At 74.6% G+C, this 21,414-nt stretch carries 8 protein-coding genes and 2 pseudogenes; 8 read left to right on the forward strand and 2 right to left on the reverse strand.

The genetic code is table 11. The features are described from left to right. Positions 1 to 396: 396 nt before the first annotated feature. From ACZ4SV_RS29515 to ACZ4SV_RS29540, 6 genes and pseudogenes are all read left to right on the forward strand, one after another. Positions 397 to 780, forward strand: a pseudogene (locus ACZ4SV_RS29515) (phosphopantetheine-binding protein); the annotation flags it as partial. Continuing rightward, positions 777 to 6,467: a type I polyketide synthase gene (locus ACZ4SV_RS29520; RefSeq protein ID WP_468007818.1), complete on the forward strand. Its 5,691-nt coding sequence runs from the start codon at positions 777 to 779 to the stop codon at positions 6,465 to 6,467. The pseudogene ACZ4SV_RS29515 and the gene ACZ4SV_RS29520, both read left to right, overlap by 4 nt. 52 nt (positions 6,468 to 6,519) lie before the next feature. Beyond that, positions 6,520 to 12,690, forward strand: a pseudogene (locus ACZ4SV_RS29525) (type I polyketide synthase); the annotation flags it as partial. 62 nt (positions 12,691 to 12,752) lie between these two features. Then, the gene (locus ACZ4SV_RS29530) at positions 12,753 to 13,964 is read left to right on the forward strand and encodes a cytochrome P450 (protein ID WP_397943876.1); all 1,212 of its coding nucleotides are present in this window, start codon (positions 12,753 to 12,755) and stop codon (positions 13,962 to 13,964) included. Positions 13,965 to 14,050: 86 nt separating this feature from the next. Then, positions 14,051 to 14,521 (forward strand): nuclear transport factor 2 family protein, encoded by a 471-nt coding sequence (locus ACZ4SV_RS29535; RefSeq protein WP_365873501.1) that lies wholly within the window; start codon positions 14,051 to 14,053, stop codon positions 14,519 to 14,521. A gap of 92 nt (positions 14,522 to 14,613) precedes the next feature. Further along, positions 14,614 to 15,414, forward strand: coding sequence for an oxidoreductase (locus ACZ4SV_RS29540; RefSeq protein ID WP_365873499.1), 801 nt, complete (start codon positions 14,614 to 14,616; stop codon positions 15,412 to 15,414). Between the two features lie 58 nt (positions 15,415 to 15,472). Here ACZ4SV_RS29540 and ACZ4SV_RS29545 read toward each other — a convergent pair whose 3' ends face one another. Further along, positions 15,473 to 16,882 (reverse strand): helix-turn-helix transcriptional regulator, encoded by a 1,410-nt coding sequence (locus ACZ4SV_RS29545; RefSeq protein WP_468007821.1) that lies wholly within the window; start codon positions 16,880 to 16,882, stop codon positions 15,473 to 15,475. A gap of 605 nt (positions 16,883 to 17,487) precedes the next feature. On the opposite strand from ACZ4SV_RS29545, the gene ACZ4SV_RS29550 reads away from it, so the two are divergent. Continuing rightward, entirely contained in the window at positions 17,488 to 18,684 is a 1,197-nt protein-coding gene (locus ACZ4SV_RS29550; RefSeq protein ID WP_397943881.1) for an IS701 family transposase, read from the forward strand. A gap of 93 nt (positions 18,685 to 18,777) precedes the next feature. Continuing rightward, the gene (locus ACZ4SV_RS29555) at positions 18,778 to 19,560 is read left to right on the forward strand and encodes an oxidoreductase (protein ID WP_365878617.1); all 783 of its coding nucleotides are present in this window, start codon (positions 18,778 to 18,780) and stop codon (positions 19,558 to 19,560) included. Between the two features lie 78 nt (positions 19,561 to 19,638). On the opposite strand, the gene ACZ4SV_RS29560 is transcribed toward ACZ4SV_RS29555, so the two are convergent. Next, positions 19,639 to 21,414: an acetyl/propionyl/methylcrotonyl-CoA carboxylase subunit alpha gene (locus ACZ4SV_RS29560; RefSeq protein WP_468007823.1), complete on the reverse strand. Its 1,776-nt coding sequence runs from the start codon at positions 21,412 to 21,414 to the stop codon at positions 19,639 to 19,641.

Consider the following 21,414-nt stretch of genomic DNA (forward strand, 5'->3'; position numbering starts at 1 on the left):
GTGGCCTGGGGCGCGTGGGGCGGCGCGGGCATGGCGGGCGCCGAGGGCGCCGAGTCCGTGCTGAGCCGGCGCGGGGTGCCGCTGATGGCACCCGAGACGGCGCTCGCGGGGCTGCGGGCGGCGCTGGACCGGGACGAGACCGCCACCGCCTTCGCCGCGATCGACTGGTCCCGGTTCGCCCCCGCCTACAGCCTCGCCCGGACCCGGGCGCTGCTGAACGACCTGCCCGACGCCCAGCGGGCCCTGCGCGGCGACCCGGGCCCCGGGCACGCCGAGGACCTGCGGCAGCGACTCGCCGGGCTGGACCCGGACGGCCGCCGGCAGGTGCTGCTGGACCTGGTGCGCACCGAGGCGGCCGGCGCGCTGGGGCACACCTCGCCCGACCGCGTGCACGCCACGAAGGCGTTCCAGGAGGCCGGTTTCGACTCGATGGCCTCGGTCGCGCTGCGCAACCGGCTGATCGAGGCCACCGGTCTCCGGCTGCCCACCACGGTGGTCTTCGACCACGCCAACCCGGCCGCGCTGGCCCGGTTCCTGGACGCGTCCCTGGCGCCGGACGACGCGGAGGGGGCGGACGCGCTCGGCCGGCTGGAGCAACTGGAGGAGCTGGTCGGAGCGCTGGAGCCGGACGACCGGGACCGGGTCGTCGGCCGGCTGCGGACGCTGCTGTGGAAGTGGGAGCGGCCACGGTCCGAGGCGACCGCGGAAGCCGACGTGCTGACGGCGGCCACCGACGAGGAGATGTTCGACATCGTCAACAAGGAGCTGGGGATCTCGTGACCGCCGCCGACGACAAACTCCGCCAGTATCTGAAGCTGGTCACCAACGAACTGCGCCAGACCAAGGAGCGGCTGCACGACGCCGAGGAACGGCGGCACGAACCGATCGCCATCGTCGGCATGGGCTGTCGCTACCCCGGGGGCGTGGACTCGCCGGAGGGGCTGTGGCGGCTGGTCGCCGAGGGCACCGACGCCGTATCGGACCTGCCGGCGGACCGCACCTGGGACCTGGACGCCCTCTACGACCCGGAGCCCGGCCGCCCCGGCAAGACCCCGGTGCGCTCGGGCGCGTTCCTGGACGACGTGGCCGGGTTCGACGCGGAGTTCTTCGGGATCAGCCCGCGTGAGGCGCTGGCGATGGACCCGCAGCAGCGGCTGTGGCTGGAGATCGTCTGGGAGTCCCTGGAGCGCGCCGGCCTCGACCCGCTGGCGCTGCGGGAGAGCCGCACGGGTGTGTTCGTGGGGCTGACGCACCAGGGGTACGCCTTCGCGCCGCGGACGGACGGCCCCGACGAGGTGGCCGGCTACCGGCTGACCGGCAGTACGGCGGCCGTGGCCGCCGGCCGCACCTCGTACATCCTCGGGCTGACCGGCCCCGCCGTGACCGTGGACACCGCCTGCTCGTCCTCACTGGTGGCGATCCACCAGGCCGCCCACGCCCTGCGCTCGGGCGAGTGCTCGCTCGCGCTGGCCGGCGGCGTCACCGTGATGGCCACGCCCAACGCGTTCGTGGAGTTCTCCCGGCACGGCGGACTGGCCCCGGACGGGCGGTGCAAGCCGTTCGCGGCAGCCGCCGACGGCACCGGCTGGGGCGAAGGCGCCGGCGTCCTCGTCCTGGAACGCCTCAGCGACGCCCACCGCAACAACCACCCCGTCCTCGCCGTCATCCGCGGCTCCGCCATCAACCAAGACGGCGCCAGCAGCGGACTCACCGCACCCAACGGACCCGCACAACAACGCGTCATCGAACAAGCCCTCACCAACGCCCGCCTCACCCCCGCCGACATCGACGCCGTCGAAGCACACGGCACCGGCACCACCCTCGGCGACCCCATCGAAGCCCAAGCCCTCCTCGCCACCTACGGCCAACACCACCCCACCCACCGCCCCCTCTACCTCGGCTCCATCAAATCCAACATCGGCCACACCCAAGCCGCCTCAGGCATCGCCGGCCTCATCAAAATGGTCATGGCCATCCACCACGCCCACCTCCCCCGCACCCTCCACATCGACCAGCCCACCCCCCACGCCGACTGGACCCACGGCAACATCACCCTCCTCACAAACGACCAACCCTGGCCCACCACCCACCAACCCCGCCGCGCCGCCATCTCCTCCTTCGGCGTCAGCGGCACCAACGCCCACCTCATCCTCGAACAAGCACCACCCACCCCCACCCCCGCCGAAAACGCCGAAGGCACCGAAGCCACCGAAGCCACCGAAGCCACCGAGGACGCAGCGCCGGCGCCGGCCGCGGTGCCCTGGCCGGTCTCCGGTACGACGCCGCAGGCCGTCCAGGCGCAGGCCGCGCGCCTGCTGGCGTACGCGCGCTCCCACCCGGACGTGTCCGCCACGGACATCGGGCACTCGCTGGTGACGACCCGGTCCGCCTTCCCGCACCGGGCCGTCGTGGTGGCGCCCGGCCGGGACGGACTCACGGCGGGACTCGCGGCGCTGGCCCGCGGCGAGCAGTCCCCGGCCGTCGTCACCGGCCGCATCCCCGACGAGCGGCTCTCCTCCGGCGTACGCCCGAAGACGGTGTTCGTCTTCCCGGGCCAGGGCGCCCAGTTCGCCGGCATGGCCGCCGAACTGCTGGAGACCTCGCCCGAGTTCCGCCGGTCGCTTCAGGAGTGCGCCGCCGCGCTCGCCCCGTACGTGGACTGGTCCCTGCTCGACGTGGTGCGCGGCACCGCGGAGCCGGACTGGCTGGAGCGGGTGGACATCGTGCAGCCCGCCCTGTTCTCCGTGATGGTGGCGCTGAGCGCGCTGTGGCGGGCGGCCGGTGTGGTGCCGGACGCCGTCGTGGGCCACTCGCAGGGCGAGATCGCCGCGGCCTGTGTGGCGGGCGCCCTGTCCCTGCCGGACGCGGCGCGCGTGGTGGCCGTACGGAGCCGGGCGCTGCGGGCGCTGGCCGGCCACGGCGGCATGGCCACCGTGGCCCTGGACGAGGCCGGCGCCACCCGGCTGCTGGCCCGCTGGCAGGGCCGGCTGTCGGTGGCGGCCGTCAACAGCCCGTCCTCGGTGGTGGTGTCCGGCGAGACCGGTGCCCTGGACGAACTGCTGGAGCACTGCGCCGCGGAACAGATCCGCGCCCGCCGCATCCCCGTGGACTACGCCTCCCACTCCGCCCAGGTCGAGGAGGTGCGCGACACCCTGCTCAGCGAGCTGCGGGACATCACACCGCGCCGGCCGCACACCGCGTTCCGCTCGACCGTCACCGGCGAGCTGGTGGAGGACGCCTCCCTCGGGGCGGAGTACTGGTACGAGAACCTGCGCCGCCCGGTGCGGCTCGCGGAGGTCACCGAGGCGCTGGCACGGCAGGGCCACGACGTCTTCGTGGAGGTCAGTCCGCACCCGGTGCTGGTGGTGCCGATGCAGGAGACGATGGAGCACGCCGACGCGGCCGGCGCCCTCGTCACCGGTTCGCTGCGCCGCGACGACGCGGGCCTCGCGGGCTTCCTGAAGGCGGCGGCCACGCTGTGGACGCAGGGCGTCCCGGTCGGCTGGGACCCGGTGTTCCAGGGCCGCGCGGTGCGCCGGGCGGAGCTGCCGACCTACGCGTTCCAGCGACAGAGCTACTGGCTCGACGACCGGCCCACGGGCGCGGGCGGCGTGGCCGGCGGACTGGAGGGCGACAGCCATCCCCTGGTCGACGCGGTCGTCCCGGCGGCGACGGGCGACACGCTGGTGCTGAGCGGGCTGCTGTCGGTGCGCACCCATCCGTGGCTGGCCGACCACACGGTGCACGGCACCATCCTGCTGCCCGGCACCGCGTTCCTCGAACTGGCGCTGCGGGCCGGCGAGCTGACCGGGCACCGGCAGGTGCGGGAACTGACCGTGCAGGCGCCGCTCGCACTGCCGGCGGACGGCACCGTGACGCTCCAGGTCGTGGCCCGGCGGCAGGACGACACGGACGGCTGGGCCGTCAGCGTGCACGCCCGGGACGAGGACGACGTGCCCTGGACCACCCATGCGACCGGACTGCTTGCCCCGGACGGCGAACCGGCGGCGCCGGAAGCGCACGACTGGCCGCCGCCGGGTGCGACCCCGGTCGACGTGGCCGGCCACTACGACCGGCTGGCCGTCCGGGGATACGACTACGGGCCCTCCTTCCGGGCGCTGCGCGCCGCCTGGCGGACCGACGGGGCGGTCTTCGCCGAGGTGGCGCCGGACCCGGAACAGCCGGCCGGCGACACGCCGTTCGGTCTGCACCCGGCCCTGTGGGACGCGGCCCTGCACGCCGTGTCCCTGCTGCCCGGCGACCGGCGGGAGCCGGCCCCGGCCGACGGGGCCCCGGAGCCGGACGGGCAGCGTCCCACGCTGCTGCCGTTCTCCTGGAGCGACGTCCGCCTGCACACCGCCGGCGCGACGGCCCTGCGGGTACGGCTGACCGCCACCGGCCCGGACAGCGTGTCCGTCGCCCTGGCCGACCCGTCGGGGAACCCGGTGGCCACGGTCGGCTCCCTGGCCCTGCGGCCGGTCGATCCCGCCCGCCTCGGCTCCGCCCTGCCGGCCCGGGCCGGCGGTCTGCTGCGGCTCGGCTGGCCCGCGGCCGCCGCGCGGGGCCAGGCGCCCACCGGACACTGGGCGCTGCTGGGGCCCGCCCCGGACCTGCCGGCGGAGACGCCGGACCTGCTGGTGGAGACGGCCCACCACGCCGGCCTGGACGCGCTGGCCGCGAGCCTGGACGCGGGGGCGCCCCGCCCGGACGCGATCGTCGCGTTCTGCCCGCCCGGCACCACGGGGGACGGCCCGGACGCCGTGCGCCGGGCCGCCGACTGGACGCTGACGCTCCTGCGGACGTTCCTCGGCGACGACCGGTACGCCGCGGCCCGGCTGGTGTTCGTCACCCGGGAGGCCGTGGCGGTGCAGCCGTCGGACGTGCCGGACGTCGCGGCCGCCGCCGTCTGGGGGCTGGTGCGCTCGGCGCAGACGGAGCACCCCGACCGGATCGTGCTGGTGGACGTCGATCCCGCCCGGCCCCGCGCCGAACAGCTCGCCGCGGCCCTGGCCACCGGCGAACCCCAGTGCGCGGTGCGCGCGGGCAAGGTCGTCGTCCCCCGTCTGCACAGCGGGCACGGCGAGGCGTCGCGGGCCGGCGTGCCGGCGCTCGGTGACGGCACGGTGCTGATCACCGGCGGCACCGGCACCCTCGGGGCCGCCGTGGCCCGGCACCTGGTGGCCGCGCACGGGGTGCGGCACCTGCTGCTGGTGAGCCGCCGGGGCGCCGCCGCCCCGGGCGCGGCGGAACTGGTGGCGGAGCTGACGGAGCAGGGCGCCGCGGTGCGGGCGGTCGCCTGCGACGTGGCGGACCGCGACGCGCTGGCGCGACTGCTGGCGAACCCAGCGGACGGCACAGACGGCACGGACGGCGCGGACGGCACCGAGGGCGTCCCGGTGACGGCGGTGATCCACACGGCCGGGGTGCTCGACGACGCGGTGGTGACCGCCGTGACCCCGGAGCAGTTGGAGCGGGTCGTCCGCCCGAAGGTCGACGCGGCGCTGCACCTGGACGCGCTCACCCGCGACCTGGACCTGAAGGCGTTCGTGCTGTTCTCGTCGGCCTCCGGCATCCTCGGCACCGCCGGGCAGGCGGTCTACGCCGCGGCGAACGCGGCCCTGGACGCCCTGGCGCGGCGCCGCCGGGCGGCCGGCCTGCCCGGTACGTCGCTGGCCTGGGGCTTCTGGGAGCGGCGCAGCGGGATGACCGGCCACCTGTCCGACGTGGACCTCGCCCGCATCGCGCGCTCCGGGACGCGTCCGCTCTCCCTCGACCAGGGCCTCGCGCTCTTCGACCGGGCGCTGGAGTCCGAGGAGGCGGTGCTCGTGCCGCTGCTGCTGGACTCCGCGGTCCTGCGGGAGCAGTCGGCGGCCGGCGTGGTCGGGCCGGTGCTGCGGGACCTCGTCACCGGCCCGCGCGCGGGCACGGCCGGCGGTTCCGGCGCCGGAGCGAAGCCGGCCGCCCTGACCGGCCTCGACACCCTGCCGGAGGCCGAACGCGCCCGGGTGCTGCTGGACCTGGTCCGCGCCACGGCCGCCTCGGTGCTGGGGCACGCCTCCCCGGACGCGGTACCGGACGGCCGCGGCTTCGTGGACCTGGGCTTCGACTCGCTGGCCGCGGTCGAACTGCGCAACCGGCTCGCCGCCGCCACCGGGCTGCGGCTGCCGACCACCCTCGTCTTCGACCATCCCACTCCGCTCGCCGTCGCCGGCCGGCTCGGCGAGCTGCTGGCCCCGCGCGAGGAGGCGGTGACGGCCTCGGTCTTCACCGACCTGGACCGCCTGGCCACCGCGCTGCGCGGGGCGTCGCCGGACGAGGAGACGCGGCGGCGGGCGGTGGAGCGGCTGACGGATCTGCTGGCCGAACTGTCCGCGGCGGAGCCGGCGGACCTCGGGCCCGCGCTCGACGAGGCGACCGACGAAGAACTGTTCGACCTGGTGGACAACGGCTTCGGCACGGCCGACTGACACACCGTCGGACCTGCTGACGAAAAGGGGTGTGGAACGCGTGGCGGACGAGACGAAGCTGCGGGCTTATCTGAAACGGGCGATCGAGGAGGGGAAGCGGACCCGGGCACGGCTGGAGGAGGTCGAGGCGCGGCTGCGGGAGCCGATCGCCGTGGTGGGCATGGCCTGCCGGTTCCCCGGCGGCGTCACCGGCCCCGAGGAGCTGTGGGAGCTGGTCGCCGAGGGCCGGGACGCGCTGGCGGAGCCGCCCGCCGACCGCGGCTGGGACCTCGGCCGGCTGGCGGCCGAGGAGACCGGCCGGCCCCGGGTGGGCGGTTTCCTGTACGACGCCGCGGACTTCGAACCGGAGTTCTTCGGGATCAGCCCGCGTGAGGCGCTGGCGATGGACCCGCAGCAGCGGCTGCTCCTGGAGGTCTCCTGGGAGGCGTTCGAGCGGGCCCGCCTGTCCCCGGAGTCGCTGCGCGGCAGTGCGACGGGGGTCTTCGTCGGCGTGATGTACAGCGACTACGGCAGCCGGGTCGTGCGCGCGCCCAAGGAGGTGGAGGGCTATCTCGGCAACGGCAGCGCGGGCAGCGTGGCCTCGGGCCGGCTCGCCTACACCTTCGGGCTGGAGGGGCCCGCGGTCACGGTGGACACCGCCTGCTCCTCGTCCCTGGTGGCGATCCACCAGGCCGCCCACGCGCTCCGTTCGGGCGAGTGCTCCCTCGCGCTGGCCGGCGGGGTCACCGTCATGTCGACGCCGGGCGTGTTCGTGGAGTTCGCGCGGCAGGGCGGGCTCGCCGCGGACGGGCGGTGCAAGCCGTTCGCGGCAGCCGCCGACGGCACCGGCTGGGGCGAAGGCGCCGGCGTCCTCGTCCTGGAACGCCTCAGCGACGCCCACCGCAACAACCACCCCGTCCTCGCCGTCATCCGCGGCTCCGCCATCAACCAAGACGGCGCCAGCAGCGGACTCACCGCACCCAACGGACCCGCACAACAACGCGTCATCGAACAAGCCCTCACCAACGCCCGCCTCACCCCCGCCGACATCGACGCCGTCGAAGCACACGGCACCGGCACCACCCTCGGCGACCCCATCGAAGCCCAAGCCCTCCTCGCCACCTACGGCCAACACCACCCCACCCACCGCCCCCTCTACCTCGGCTCCATCAAATCCAACATCGGCCACACCCAAGCCGCCTCAGGCATCGCCGGCCTCATCAAAATGGTCATGGCCATCCACCACGCCCACCTCCCCCGCACCCTCCACATCGACCAGCCCACCCCCCACGCCGACTGGACCCACGGCAACATCACCCTCCTCACAAACGACCAACCCTGGCCCACCACCCACCAACCCCGCCGCGCCGCCATCTCCTCCTTCGGCGTCAGCGGCACCAACGCCCACCTCATCCTCGAACAAGCACCACCCACCCCCACCCCCGCCGAAGACACCGACGGCACCCACGGCACCGGCGACGACCGCGACGTCGTCCTGCCGCTGCCGGTGTCCGCCCGGACCGAAGAGGCGCTGCGCGACCGGGCCCGCGGGCTGCTGGCCCACCTCGCGGAGCATCCCGGCGAGCGGACGCGCGACCTCGCCTGGTCGCTGACCCGGCGGGCCGCGCTGGACCACCGCGCGGTCGTGGTGGCCCGCGAACCGGACGAGGTGCGGCGGGCCCTGGAGGCGCTGGCGGACGGCAGGACCGCGCCGGAGCTCGTGCGGGGCGTGCGCGGGACGGGCCGCACGGCCTTCCTGTTCACCGGGCAGGGCAGCCAGCGGGCGGCGATGGGCCGCGAGCTGTACGACGCGTTCCCGGTGTTCGCCGACGCCTTCGACACCGTCTGCAAGCACCTCGACGTCCATCTGGACCAGCCGCTCAAGGACGTCGTCTTCGCCGCGGAGCGGCCGGACGGCCTGCTGGACCGCACCGCGTACGCGCAGCCCGCCCTGTTCGCCTTCGAGGTGGCGCTGTTCCGGCTGCTGGAGCACTGGGGAATGCGCCCGGACTTCGTGGCCGGCCACTCCATCGGGGAACTGGCCGCGGCGCACGCGGTGGACGTGCTGTCGCTGCCGGACGCCGCCCTGCTGGTGGCGACGCGCGGCCGGCTGATGCAGCGGCTGCCGGCCGGCGGCGCGATGGTGGCCGTACAGGCGGACGAGGCGGAAGTGCTGCCGGTGCTCGCCGGGCTCGGCGGCACGGTCGGCGTCGCCGCGGTCAACGGACCGGCCGCGGTGGTGCTCAGCGGGGACGAGGCCGCCGTGACCGAGGCGGCCGGGATCTTCGCCGCCCGGGGCCGCAAGACCCGGCGGCTCCAGGTCAGCCACGCCTTCCACTCCGCGCACATGGACGGCATGCTGGAGGAGTTCCGGCGCGTGGCGCGGGACCTGGAGTTCCGGGCGCCGCGCATCCCGCTGGTGTCCACCCTGACCGGCGGCCTCGTGACCGCGGCGGACCTGGGCTCCGCCGACTACTGGGTGCGGCACGCCCGGGAGGCCGTCCGGTTCCACGACGCCGTGCGCACCCTGGACGGCCAGGGCGTCGGCACGTTCCTGGAGGTGGGCCCGGACGGTGTGCTGACCGCCATGGTCCGCACCTGCCTGCCGGACGCGGCGGACACCGTGGCCGTCGCGTGCGCGCGGGCCGGGCGGCCGGAGGAGCGGTCGCTGGTCACCGCGGTGTCCCGGGCCTACGCGGCCGGCGTGGCGGTGGACTGGGACGCGTACTTCGACGGCACCGGCGCCCGGCCGGTGGACCTGCCGACGTATCCGTTCCAGCGCCGGCGTTTCTGGCTCGACGCGGACGACGGCGCGCACGTGCCGGACCGGACCCGCCCGGCGGGGGCGCGGGAGACCGGGCACCCGGTGCTCGGCGCCGGCGTCGAGCTGCCGGCCCGGGACGGCGTGCTGTTCACCGGCCGGCTGTCCCTGGCGGACCACCCCTGGCTCGCCGACCACTCGGTGCTGGGCACCACGGTCCTGCCCGGCACCGCGCTGGTGGACATGGCGCTGGCGGCGGGCCGCGAGGCCGGGCAGGGCACCGGCGGCGGCGTCGAGGAACTCACGCTGGAGGCGCCGCTGGTGGTGCCCGAAGGCGACGAGATCGAGGTGCAGCTGCTGCTCGGCGCGCCCGACGCCGCCGGACGCCGTCCGGTGAGCGTGCACGGCCGGTCGCGGGACGCGGGCGCCGGTGCGCCGTGGACCCGCCACGCCACCGGGCTGCTCGGCACCCCGGCCGCCCCGGAGCCCGTGGCCGGCCCCGCGTGGCCGCCCGCCGGCGCCACCCCGGTCGACGTGTCCGGGCTCTACGACGAACTGGCGTCCGCCGGGCTGGGCTACGGCCCGGTCTTCCGGGGCCTCAGCGCGGCCTGGCGGCACGGTGACGAGGTCTTCGCGGAGGTGGCGCTGCCTACCGCGGACTCCGGCGGGGCCGCCGCCGGGTTCGGTGTGCACCCGGCCCTGCTGGACGCCGCCCTGCACGGCATCGGCGCCGGCGCGCTGCTGCCGGCCGACGCCGGGGCGCAGGTCCCGTTCGCCTGGACCGGGGTGAGCCTGCACCGCGCCGGCGCCCGCGTCCTGCGCGTCACCCTGGCACCGGCGGGCCCCTCGGCCGTGTCGGTGACCGCCACCGACGACCGGGGACGGCCCGTGCTCTCGGTGCGCTCGCTCACCCTGCGCCCGATCTCCCGCTCCCAGCTCCCCACGGCCGACGCGCGGCTGCGCGACGCGCTGTTCACGGTGGACTGGCAGCGGACGGAACCGGCGGGCCCGGCACCGCGCTGCGTGGTCCTCGGCGACAGCACCCTGCCGGCCGGCCTGGAGGCCGGCGGGGCACGGCCGGCCGTCTTCGCCGGGCTCACGGAGTTCGGCGCCGCCCTGGACGCGGGCACCCCGCCGCCGGACGTGGTGGTGTTCCCGTGCCCGGCGTCCACCGGGACGGGACGCGCACTCCTCCACGACGTCCTGGCGCTGACCCGGTCCTGGGCGGCCGACCCCCGCTTCGCCTCGCTGCGGCTGGCGGTCGTCACCGGGCGGGCCGTCGCCACCGGCCACGCGGACGGCGAACTCGCTCTGGCGCAGGCGCCGGTGTGGGGCCTCGTCCGGTCCGCGCAGACGGAGCACCCGGAGCGCTTCCTGCTGCTCGACACGGACGGCACCGAGGCGTCCGCGCGGGCACTGGCGTCCGCCCTCGGGACGTACGCGCCGCAACTCGCCCTGCGCGAGGGCCGGCTGTACGCCCCGCGGCTGACGCGGGCCGCCGTGCCGGCCGCCCCGGAGCGGCTCGCTCTCGACACGGACGGCACCGTGCTGGTGACCGGGGGCACCGGCGGACTGGGCGCGCGGGTCGCCCGGCACCTGGTCACCCGGCACGGCGTGCGCCGGCTGGTCCTGGCCAGTCGCCGCGGCCCGGACGCCGAGGGCGCCGCAGGGCTGGCGGAGGAACTGACCGGTCTCGGCGCGGAGGTCACCCTCGCGGCGTGCGACGTCGCCGACCGCGACGCCCTGGCGGCCCTGCTCGCGGAGCTGCCGCCCGGCCGGCCGCTGACCGCCGTCGTGCACGCGGCGGGCGTCCTCGACGACGGCGTGCTCGGCTCGCTCACCCCGGAACGCCTGGACACGGTCCTGCGGGCCAAGGCCGAGTCCGCGCTCCATCTGCACGAGCTGACCCGGGAGCTGCCGCTGACCGGCTTCGTCCTGTTCTCCTCGGCGGCGGGAGTGCTGGGCGCCGCCGGGCAGGCCAACTACGCGGCGGCCAACGCGTTCCTGGACGCGCTGGCGCACCACCGGGCCGCCCAGGGGCTGCCCGCCACCTCGCTGGCCTGGGGTCCGTGGGCCGAGGACGCCGGGATGACCGCCTCCCTCGATCCCGCCGCGCGCTCCCGGCTCTCCCGTACCGGGGTGCTCCCGCTCTCCGCCGAGGACGGGCTGAGCCTGCTCGACTCGGCCTGGGCGGCGGGCGCGCCGGCGCTGGTACCGATGCGGCTCGACACGGCGGTGCTGCGCGGCGCGGTGGCACGCGGTGCCGTACCGGCGCTGCTGCGCGGCCTCGTCGCCCCGCTCGCCGCACCGCGCGCGGACGAGGAGACGGCCGCCGGCACGCCGCAGCCGTCCCTGGCCGGACTCGACGGCGCCGCGCGCGTCGCGGCGCTGCGCGAGCTGATCCGCACCCACGCCGCCGAGGTGCTCGGCTACGGCCCCACGGAACGGTTCGACGACAGCAAGCCGTTCCTGGAGTCCGGGTTCGACTCGCTGACGGCCGTGGAGCTGCGGGGCGCGCTGAACCGGGCCACCGGTCTGACGCTGCCGGCGACCGTGGTCTTCGACAGCGCCACCCCGGCCGTACTCGCCGCCCGGATCGGGCAGTTGCTGGACGCCGCCGGCCCGGCGCGCGGCGCGGCCGTGTCCGACACCGTCGACGTCCTGTACCGGGCCGCCTGCGCGCAGGGCCGGATCGGGGAGGGCAACGAGTTCCTGATGGCCGCCTCCCGGCTGCGGCCGGCCTTCGACGCCGGGCGGACGGACGTCGCGGGCACCCCGGTGCGGCTGGCGGAGGGCCCCGACCGGCCGGCGCTGATCTGCTTCCCCAGCATCGGCGCCTCGTCGAGCCCCTTGCAGTACGCGCGCATCGCGGCGGCCCTGGACGGCCGGCGGGAGCTGCGGGTGCTGCCGGCGCCCGGCTTCACCGAGGGCGAGCCGGTGCCCGCGGATCTCGACGCCCTGGTGGCGGTGCAGGCGCGCGCGGTGCTCGACTGCGCCCAGGGCGGCGCCTTCGCCCTGGCCGGGTACTCCTCCGGCGGCTGGCTCGCCAACGCCGTCGCCGCGCACCTGGAGCGCGAGGGCCACGGACCGGCCGCCGTGGTGCTCCTGGACACCTATTTCCTCGACAGCCGGCTGCCGCTGATCCAGCCCGCGCTGACCCAGGCCATGTTCGACCGCGAGGAGGTCTTCGGCCGTATCGACCATGTGCGCTGGACGGCGATGGGCGCCTACCTGCGGCTGTTCGCCGACTACGCCCCGTCCGCCACCCGCGCCCCCACCGTCCTGGTCCAGGCCACGGCGTCCCTGCCGGCCGCCGAGGGCCAGGAACCGCTGCCCGACCTCACCGACCGCGACCTGCCGTTCCCGATGGCCGTCGAGCAGGTGCCCGGCGACCACTTCACCATCGTCGAGGACGACGCCGCCGGGGTCGCGCGCTCGGTCCACACCTGGCTGACCCGCCTGGCCGGAGGCGCCGGCTCGTGACCGGCCGCCGGCCCCCGTATCCCGCCGCCCCGTCGGCACACCCGAACCGAGAGGAACCCGAAATGAGCGACGCGCTCGCCGCCCAGGAACTGCCCGAGTACCCGATGCGCCGGGGCTGCCCCTACCACCCGCCCACGGAGTACGCCGGCCTCGACGAGAAGGGCCCGCTGTCCCAGGTACGGCTGTACGACGGGCGGACGGCCTGGCTGGTGACCCGGCACGAGGAGAACCGCGACATGTTCGCGGACGCCGCGCTGTTCTCCTCCGACCACGACAACCCGGCCTTCCCCATCCTCGCCGAACGCGAGAAGAACTTCCCCGAGTTCACCCAGGAGCTGTTCGGCCTGGACGGGGAGCGCCACCGGTCGCGCCGGCGCATGCTGCTGCCGCGCTTCACCGCCAAGCAGGTGGAGCGGATGCGGCCGATGATCCAGGAGGTGGCCGACGACCTCATCGACGAACTGCTGCGCCACGAGACCCCGGTCGACCTGGTCGCGGTCCTGGGCCGGCCCCTGCCGTCGCGGGTCATCTGCAAACTGCTCGGCATCTCCTACGAGGAGCACGAACTCTTCGAGCGGCACGCCCAGGGCATCATGCAGGCGCCCGACCTGGAGCAGGCCATCCTCGCCGGCCGGGAACTGCTCGACTACCTCGTCCAGGTGGTCGAGGCCAAGCAGGAGCACCTGGCGGACGACATGCTCAGCACGCTCATCACCGAGCGGCTGCAGACCGGCGAACTCACCGGCATCGAGGTCTCGAAGCTGATGGTCGCCCTGCTCATCGGCGGCCAGGAGACCACCACGAGCATGATCGGCCTGGGCACGCTCACCCTGCTGGAGCACCCCGACCAGCTCGCCCTGCTGCGGGAGGACCCGTCGCTGCTGCCCGGCGCGGTGGAGGAGCTGATGCGTTTCCTGTCCATCGCCGACCTGACCACGCTGCGGGTGGCCACCGCCGACGTCACGGTCGCCGGGCAGACGATCAAGAAGGGTGACGGTGTCATCCTGTCGACCGCCGCGGCCAACCGGGACGGCAGCGTCTTCGAGAACCCGGACACCTTCGACATCCGCCGCTCCACCCAGGGCCACCTGGCGTTCGGCCACGGCCCGCACCGGTGCCTGGGCGAGAACCTCGCCCGGGCCGAGCTGGAGATCCTCTTCGGGACGCTCTTCAAGCGGATCCCCACGCTCAGGCTGGCCGTGCCCCTGGACGAGGTGTCGATGAAGGTCGGCATGACGCTGGAGGGCCTGCACGCGCTGCCCGTGACCTGGTGACCCGCTCCGGGCCGGAAGGGCCCGGAGAACACCAGGCCATCGAAGACCCCGACGATCCCGAAGACCCCGAAGACAAGGAAGCTCGCATGGACGACCGTTCCGCGGTCATCGAGACCTGCGACCGTATGGGCTGGCACACGGACCGGCACGAGTGGGCCGAGGTCACGGCCCTGTTCACCGACAAGGTCCTGGTGGACTACACCAGCCTCCTGGGCGGGTCGCCGGCCACCACGCCCGCGCGTGACCTGGTGGACTCCTGGGCCGCGGTGATCGGCGGCTACGACGCCTCCCAGCACCTGATGACCAATCACCTGGTCACCGTGGAGGGCGACACGGCCCGGTGCACCGCCTCCTACCAGGCGACCCACCGGCTGGACAACCCGCTGGGCTCGCCGCTGTGGCGGATCGGCGGGCTGTACCGGTTCCACCTGGTGCGCTCCGCCACCGGCTGGAAGATCGACGAGATCGCGATGACGGTGCTCTGGGCGGAGGGCAACCAGGGCATCGCGGAGATCGCCGCGCAACGGCAGACGGCCGCGCGCGGCACGGCCGGCTGACCGCCGGCCCCCGGCCCGCCCCGTTCCCCGTACCCGTCCCGTCCCCGTCCGCGCCCCCGTGCGCGGCGACCACCTGTTGAGGAAGTCCCACCATGTCCGACAGCACCAGCACATCGACCGGCCTGCGGGGAAAGCGCGCCGTGGTCACGGGCGGCACGCGCGGCATCGGCCTGGCCATCGTCCGGCGCCTGGCCGCCCAGGGCGCCACCGTGGTGACCTCGGCCCGCAAGGAGACCGACGACCTGCCCGACTCCGTACGGCTGGTGACGGCCGACCTGAGCACCCAGGAGGGCGTCGCGCATCTGGCCGGCACGGCGCTCGACCTGCTCGGGGGCGTGGACATCCTGGTCAACAACGCCGGGGGCGCGAGCGGCGGCGGCATGCCGAACTTCGAGGGCTACGCGTCCCTGTCCGACGAGGCCTACCTGGAGGCGTTCCTGACCAACTGTCTGGCCGCGGTGCGTCTGGACCGGGCGCTGCTGCCCTCGATGGTCGAGCAGCGCGGCGGCGTCATCATCGAGATAGCCTCGACCGTCGCGCGCCGGCCCGCCGGGCCGCTGCTGCACTACGGTGCGGCGAAGGCCGCGCTCGTCAACTACGCCAAGGGCCTGGCGACCGAGGTGGCGCCTTACGGCGTACGCGTCAACAGCGTGCTGCCGGGTCTGGTCAGGACGCCCGCCATGGACCTGGTCGCCCGGCACATCACGGGTACGACGGGCCAGGACGGCGATGCCGCCGTCCATCTGATGGTCCAGGCGGAGGGCGCTCCGATGGCCGGGGTGACCGAGCCGGAGGACGTCGCCGACCTGGTGGCCTTCCTGGTGTCCGACCGGGCCGCCCGGATCACGGGCGCCAGCCATGTGATCGACGGCGGTGCCCTGCCGCAGGTGTGAACGCGCCGTGTCCCGCGCGGCGTGGGCCGCGCGGGACACGTCCGGGGGCGGTGGGGACTCAGGTACGGAACCTGGGTCCCGCGGATATCAGCGGGCCCACCTTGTTCACGGCGTCGATGCGCGACGTCGCGTCCAGCTTCCGGAAGATGTTGCGCATGTGCCTCTTGACGGTGCCCTCGGTGATGGAGAGGTGGCGTCCGACCTGGCGGTTGCTCATCGCCTGGGCCACGCACTGGAGGACTTCCAGTTCCCGCATCGTCAGTTCGCTGGCCTTCAGCCGGTCGTCGGCCGTCTCGGCCGTCCTCCCGACGGAGGAGCCGGCGGAGCCAGGGGAGCCAGGGGAGACGGACAGAGCGGAGGGGATGGAGGGGACGAAGGGCGCGGACGGGGCGGTGAGGGCGAGGCCGTCACCGCGCGGGGTGCGGACGCCGGACGCGGCCGCGCGGTGCGCGCCGACCAGTTCCTCGCTCTCCTCGCGCGGTTCCGGACGGGCGGCGAGGGGTTCGCCGACGGCGATGTGCTGCGCCCTCGCCTCCTGGAGGAGCGCCTGCCGCATGGACCAGGGCACGGATTCGGCCACCACCCTGCGCAGCAGCGCCCCGGGGAAGACCAGTTTGCCCTCGCTGTCCACCAGCAGCCCGGCCTCCAGCGCCTCGTCCAGCAGCGGCAGGAGCGTCGCGGTGGACTTGCCGAGGAACGCCGCGAGGGAGGAGAGCTGGGCCGGCCGCAGCGCGGTGTTCAGCACCGCCGCGACCCGCAGCATGTGCCGGCTGGCCGGCGAGAGGGAGGACAGGTAGCCCCGGACGACGATCTGGATCCGCTCCGGCAGCGCCGGCGACCGCAGTTGGGCGGTGCCGTCGAACACCTCGATGCCGCCCTCCTCCAGCAGGCCCCGGACCAGTTCCGTCACCATGAGCGGGTTGCCGCCCGCCGACTCCACGATGCCGAGCAGTTCCGGCGAGGGCCGCGCCCCGGACAGCTCGGCGCACAGCAGCATCGCGTCCCGCTTGGAGAGCTGCCCCAGTTGCATCCGCATCACGCGCACGCTGTGGCCCGGGTTGGTCCGGTGCAGGCGGTCGCTCACACGTCCGGGCCGTACCGCGAGGGCCAGCAGGCAGTCGCGGCCGGTCAGTTGCGCCAGGGCGTGGCACAGGTCGGTGATCACCGCGGGGTCGGCGGTCTCGACACCGTCGACGACGATCAGCTTGGGTGCCGCCAGCGGCAGGGAGTGGTCGTCCGCGAAGACGGCCGACGCGGCGAGTTCCGCCGGGGACTCGACGCAGAAGCCCTGGCCGCGGGCGAGCCGCGCCAGCTCCGTGAGCATGGTCGTCTTGCCCACGCCCGCCCGGCCCTCGACGACCAGGAGACTGTTGCCCTCGCCCGCCGCCACCGAGGCGAGCAGGGCCGACATCGACTTGCGATCGGACTCCCTGCCGAGCATGCGAATCCCCCGTTCGATAACGTCCATCGGACCGACCTCCGTCCTTGCTGTGGTGCTCCGGGCTGCCCTTGATGAGTGGTCGGCGGTGCCGGGGGCAGCCGTGGTACCCGGCACGCGCGTGCATCGCGGTTGCGACGGTGTACGGACCGGCCGGCTCACCCGGCCGACGCGGCGGCCGTGCCGCGGTGGACAGAGACGTACGAGGCCGGTCCGGCCCCGGTGGCACCCGCGCAGAACAGAAAGCCCGAACTGAAGATCCAGTAGACGGCCGCAGCGTGCTCGCCGGGGCCCGTTCCCCCTCTTGCCGTCCGAAGAACAGCCCCTCCTCCTGATCGCTGCGTAATGCTTGCCGCCGGAAGTGGACGGGGCAAGCGATCGTTGGCATTTGGTCAACTCGCCCGCGCCGGCCCCGGTGACGACGGCCACTTCCGGCGACGGACCGCACGTCGGCGGCCGGTTGCCCGCGACCCGCTCCAGCCCTGGCCCGGCGGCCTGTACGGGGCGCGAGGGCGCCCGGAGGCGTAAGCGGAGTGACCTGGGCCTCACTCACAGTCGCAAAAGAAAAAATATTGCTATGTTTATTGGGCCGCCAGCGCCGTCGGCCGACTGAACAGGTTCCGAGGAGGTCAGCCATGAGCACACCAGCCACAGCCGTCCTCGCCACACCGACCCGAACAGGCCGTACAGGCCGAACAGGCCTTACCGACCTGACCGATCTCGCCGCCTACAGCGAGCGGGTCTTCGGGCACCTTCCCCGATGCGACCAGCGCCGGTGGGCGACCGTCTATCTACGCGGTCTGCTGTCCACGCCGGGACGCAAGTCGGGACGCCGTATGGCCCGTGTCCTGGGCCTGCCCTCCAGCGCCTCCCAGTCCTTGCAGCAGTTCATCACCTCCAGCCCCTGGGACTGGGAGGCCCCGCGCGGAGAACTCTCGCGTATCGCCGCCGGCCTGATGCCCGGCGCCGTCTGGACGACCGCCACGGTGCTGCTGCGCAGGGGCGGCACCCAGTCCGTGGGCCTGCACCAGCGCCTGGTGCCCGAGAGCGGCCGGCACATCAACTGCCAGGTGGGTATCGGCCTGTTCCTCACGGACGGCCGGCGGAGCATCCCTGTTCACTGGCAACTGGTGCTGAACGACGCCTGGTGCGACGATCCGGAGCGGCGCCGGCGTGCCAAGATCCCGCACGAGGTGACGCCGCGGCCCGCCTGGGCCCTCACCCTGGACATGCTCCACCAGTCCGTGGCGGACCAGGTCGCCGTCTCGGCCCCGCTCGTCTACAGCCTCGACCACAGCCGCGACCCGTCCCGGCTCGCCGCCCACCTCAACCAGACCGGCCGGGACTTCGTGATCGAGGTGCCGCCGCACCAGCCGTTCACCGCGATCCTGCCGGGCGCCGACGCCCACGAACCGGCGCGGATGCGCACCAGCACCGCGGCCGGCCTGCTGGAGGGCTGTGCCCGTACGGCGCCGTCCCTGCGCGGCGACGGCACGCGTCTGTGCACGGTCGCCGTGCGGTTCCACTCGCCGCGGGCCTCCTCGCCGGCGGCCCGGCGGACCCTGAGGCTGGTGGCCGAGATACCCGCCGCCCGGCGGCAGCCGTCCCGCTTCTGGGTGACCTCGCTGCGCGACACGCGGCCCCAGGTCTCCCACGCGCTCGCGCTCCGCTCGGAACTGACGCACGCGACCGTGCAGCGCCTGCAGAACGACTTGGGGCTGCTGGACTTCGAAGGACGTTCCTTCCCCGGCTGGCACCACCACATGACGCTGGCCTCCGCCGCCTACCTCTACCGCTGCCTGGCCTCGGGCGAGCAGCAGCGCCGCCGCTGACGGCGCGGCAGGTCCCGCCCGGCGGGGCCGGGTCCGCGCCGGAGCGGCGCGGGCACGCAGACATCCGTATCCGCACTGACGAACGGGAGCATGATGGATCTCGGCCTCGCGTCCAAGAGGGCCGTCGTCACCGGGGCCAGCCGGGGCATCGGACTGGCCACCGTCCGGCTGCTGGCCGGCGAGGGCGTCCGTGTCGTGGGCGCCGCCCGCACGATCACGCCCGAGCTGACGGAGACCGGAGCGGTCACCGTCGCGGCCGACCTGAGCACCGCCGAGGGCGTCACCACGCTCGTCGACCGTGCCGTGGCCGAACTGGGCGGCATCGACCTGCTGGTGAACAACGTCGGGGCCGGCGACGACATGCGCCCGGCCGGTTTCCTCGACACGGACGACTCCGAGTGGCAGCACACCCTCGACATCAACCTGCTCACCGCGGTCCGCGTCAGCCGGGCCGTGCTGCCCCTCCTGATGCGGCAGGGCGGCGCCATGGTCAACATCTCCTCCCTCGCCTCCCGGATGCCCGCCGCGAGCCCCGTCGCCTACAGCGCCGCCAAGGCCGCGCTCACCGCGCTGGGGAAGTCCCTGGCCGAGGAGTTCGGGTCGCACGGGGTGCGCGTCAACACGGTCTCCCCGGGCGTCGTCCGCACCTCCGTGTGGCAGGCCCCGGACGGGTTCGGCGGCAAGGTGGCCGCAGCGGCCGGCACCGACCTGGACGAGTACCTCGAACGGATGCCGGAGACCCTCCAGATCACCACGGGCCGCCTGCTGGAGCCCGAGGAGGTCGCCACCCTGGTCACCTTCCTCCTCTCCGACGCCGCAGGCAACATCACCGGCGCCGACTACGTCATCGACGGCGGCACGATGAAGAGCGCCTGACGGCCGACGCCTGCGCTCCCGGACACCCGGGCCCCGGCTGTACGGCAGACGGGCCCGGGACGCGTGCCGGCCCGCGTGTCAGGCCTTGATCTCGCAGATGGCCGCGCCCGAGGTGACGGATGCGCCCACCGTCGCCGCCAGATCCTTGATGGTGCCGGTTTTGTGGGCGTTGAGGGGTTGTTCCATCTTCATGGCTTCGAGGACGACGACGAGGTCGCCTTCCTGGACTTCCTGGCCTTCCTCGACGGCGATCTTGACGATGGTGCCCTGCATCGGGGAGGCGAGGGTGTCGCCGGAGGCGGCCGGGCCGGACTTCTTGGCCGCGCGGCGCTTGGGCTTGGCGCCGGCCGCGAGACCGGTCCGGGCCAGGGACATGCCCAGGGAGGCGGGCAGGGAGACTTCCAGGCGTTTGCCGCCGACCTCGACCACGACCGTCTCGCGGCCGCCGGCCTCGTCCTCCGCGCCGGCCTCGGCCGGCGCGGCGAAGGGCTTGATCTCGTTGACGAACTCGGTCTCGATCCAGCGGGTGTGGACCGTGAACGGGTCGCTGGAGCCGGTCAGCTCGGGGGCGAAGGCGGGGTCGGTGACCACGGCGCGGTGGAAGGGGATCGCGGTGGCCATGCCCTCGACCTGGAACTCGTTCAGGGCGCGGGCGGCGCGCTGGAGGGCTTCCTTGCGGGTGCGGCCGGTGACGATGAGTTTGGCGAGGAGGGAGTCCCAGGCGGGGCCGATCACGCTGCCGGCTTCCACGCCGGCGTCGAGGCGGACGCCGGGGCCGGAGGGGGCGTCGAAGCGGGTGACGGTGCCGGGGGCGGGCAGGAAGCCGCGGCCGGGGTCCTCGCCGTTGATACGGAACTCGAAGGAGTGGCCGCGCAGGACCGGGTCGTCGTAGCCGAGTTCCTCGCCGTCGGCGATACGGAACATCTCCCGCACCAGGTCGATGCCGGCGACTTCCTCGGTGACGGGGTGTTCGACCTGGAGGCGGGTGTTGACCTCCAGGAAGGAGATGGTGCCGTCCTGGCCGACGAGGAACTCACAGGTGCCCGCGCCTTCGTAGCGGGCCTCCTTCAAGATGGCCTTCGACGCCCGGTACAGCTCCGCCACCTGCTCCGGGGACAGGAACGGGGCGGGGGCCTCCTCCACCAGTTTCTGGTGGCGGCGCTGCAGGGAGCAGTCGCGGGTGGAGACCACGACGACGTTGCCGTGCTTGTCGGCCAGGCACTGCGTCTCCACATGCCGGGGCCGGTCGAGGTAGCGCTCGACGAAGCACTCGCCGCGGCCGAACGCGGCGACCGCCTCGCGCACCGCCGAGTCATACAGCTCGGGGACCTCGTCCAGGGTACGGGCCACCTTCAGGCCCCGGCCGCCACCGCCGAACGCGGCCTTGATCGCGATGGGCAGGCCATGCTCCCGCGCGAACGCGACGACCTCCTCCGCACCGGAGACCGGGTCGGGCGTGCCCGCCACGAGGGGGGCGCCGGCGCGCTGGGCGATGTGCCGGGCGGCGACCTTGTCCCCCAGGTCGCGGATGGCCTGCGGGGGCGGGCCGATCCAGATCAGGCCCGCGTCCAGGACGGCCTGGGCGAACTCGGCGTTCTCCGACAGGAAGCCGTACCCCGGATGCACGGCGTCCGCACCCGACTCGCGGGCGGCGTTCAGGATCTTGTCGATGACGAGATAGCTGGTGGCCGGGGTGTCACCGCCCAGGGCGAACGCCTCATCCGCCGCGCGGACATGCGATGCGTCCCGGTCCGGGTCGGCGTAGACGGCCACGCTCGCGATCCCCGCGTCCCGGCAGGCCCGGGCCACGCGGACAGCGATTTCGCCACGATTGGCGATGAGCACCTTGCGCAT

This window comes from Streptomyces sp. NPDC027672, assembly GCF_055566335.1.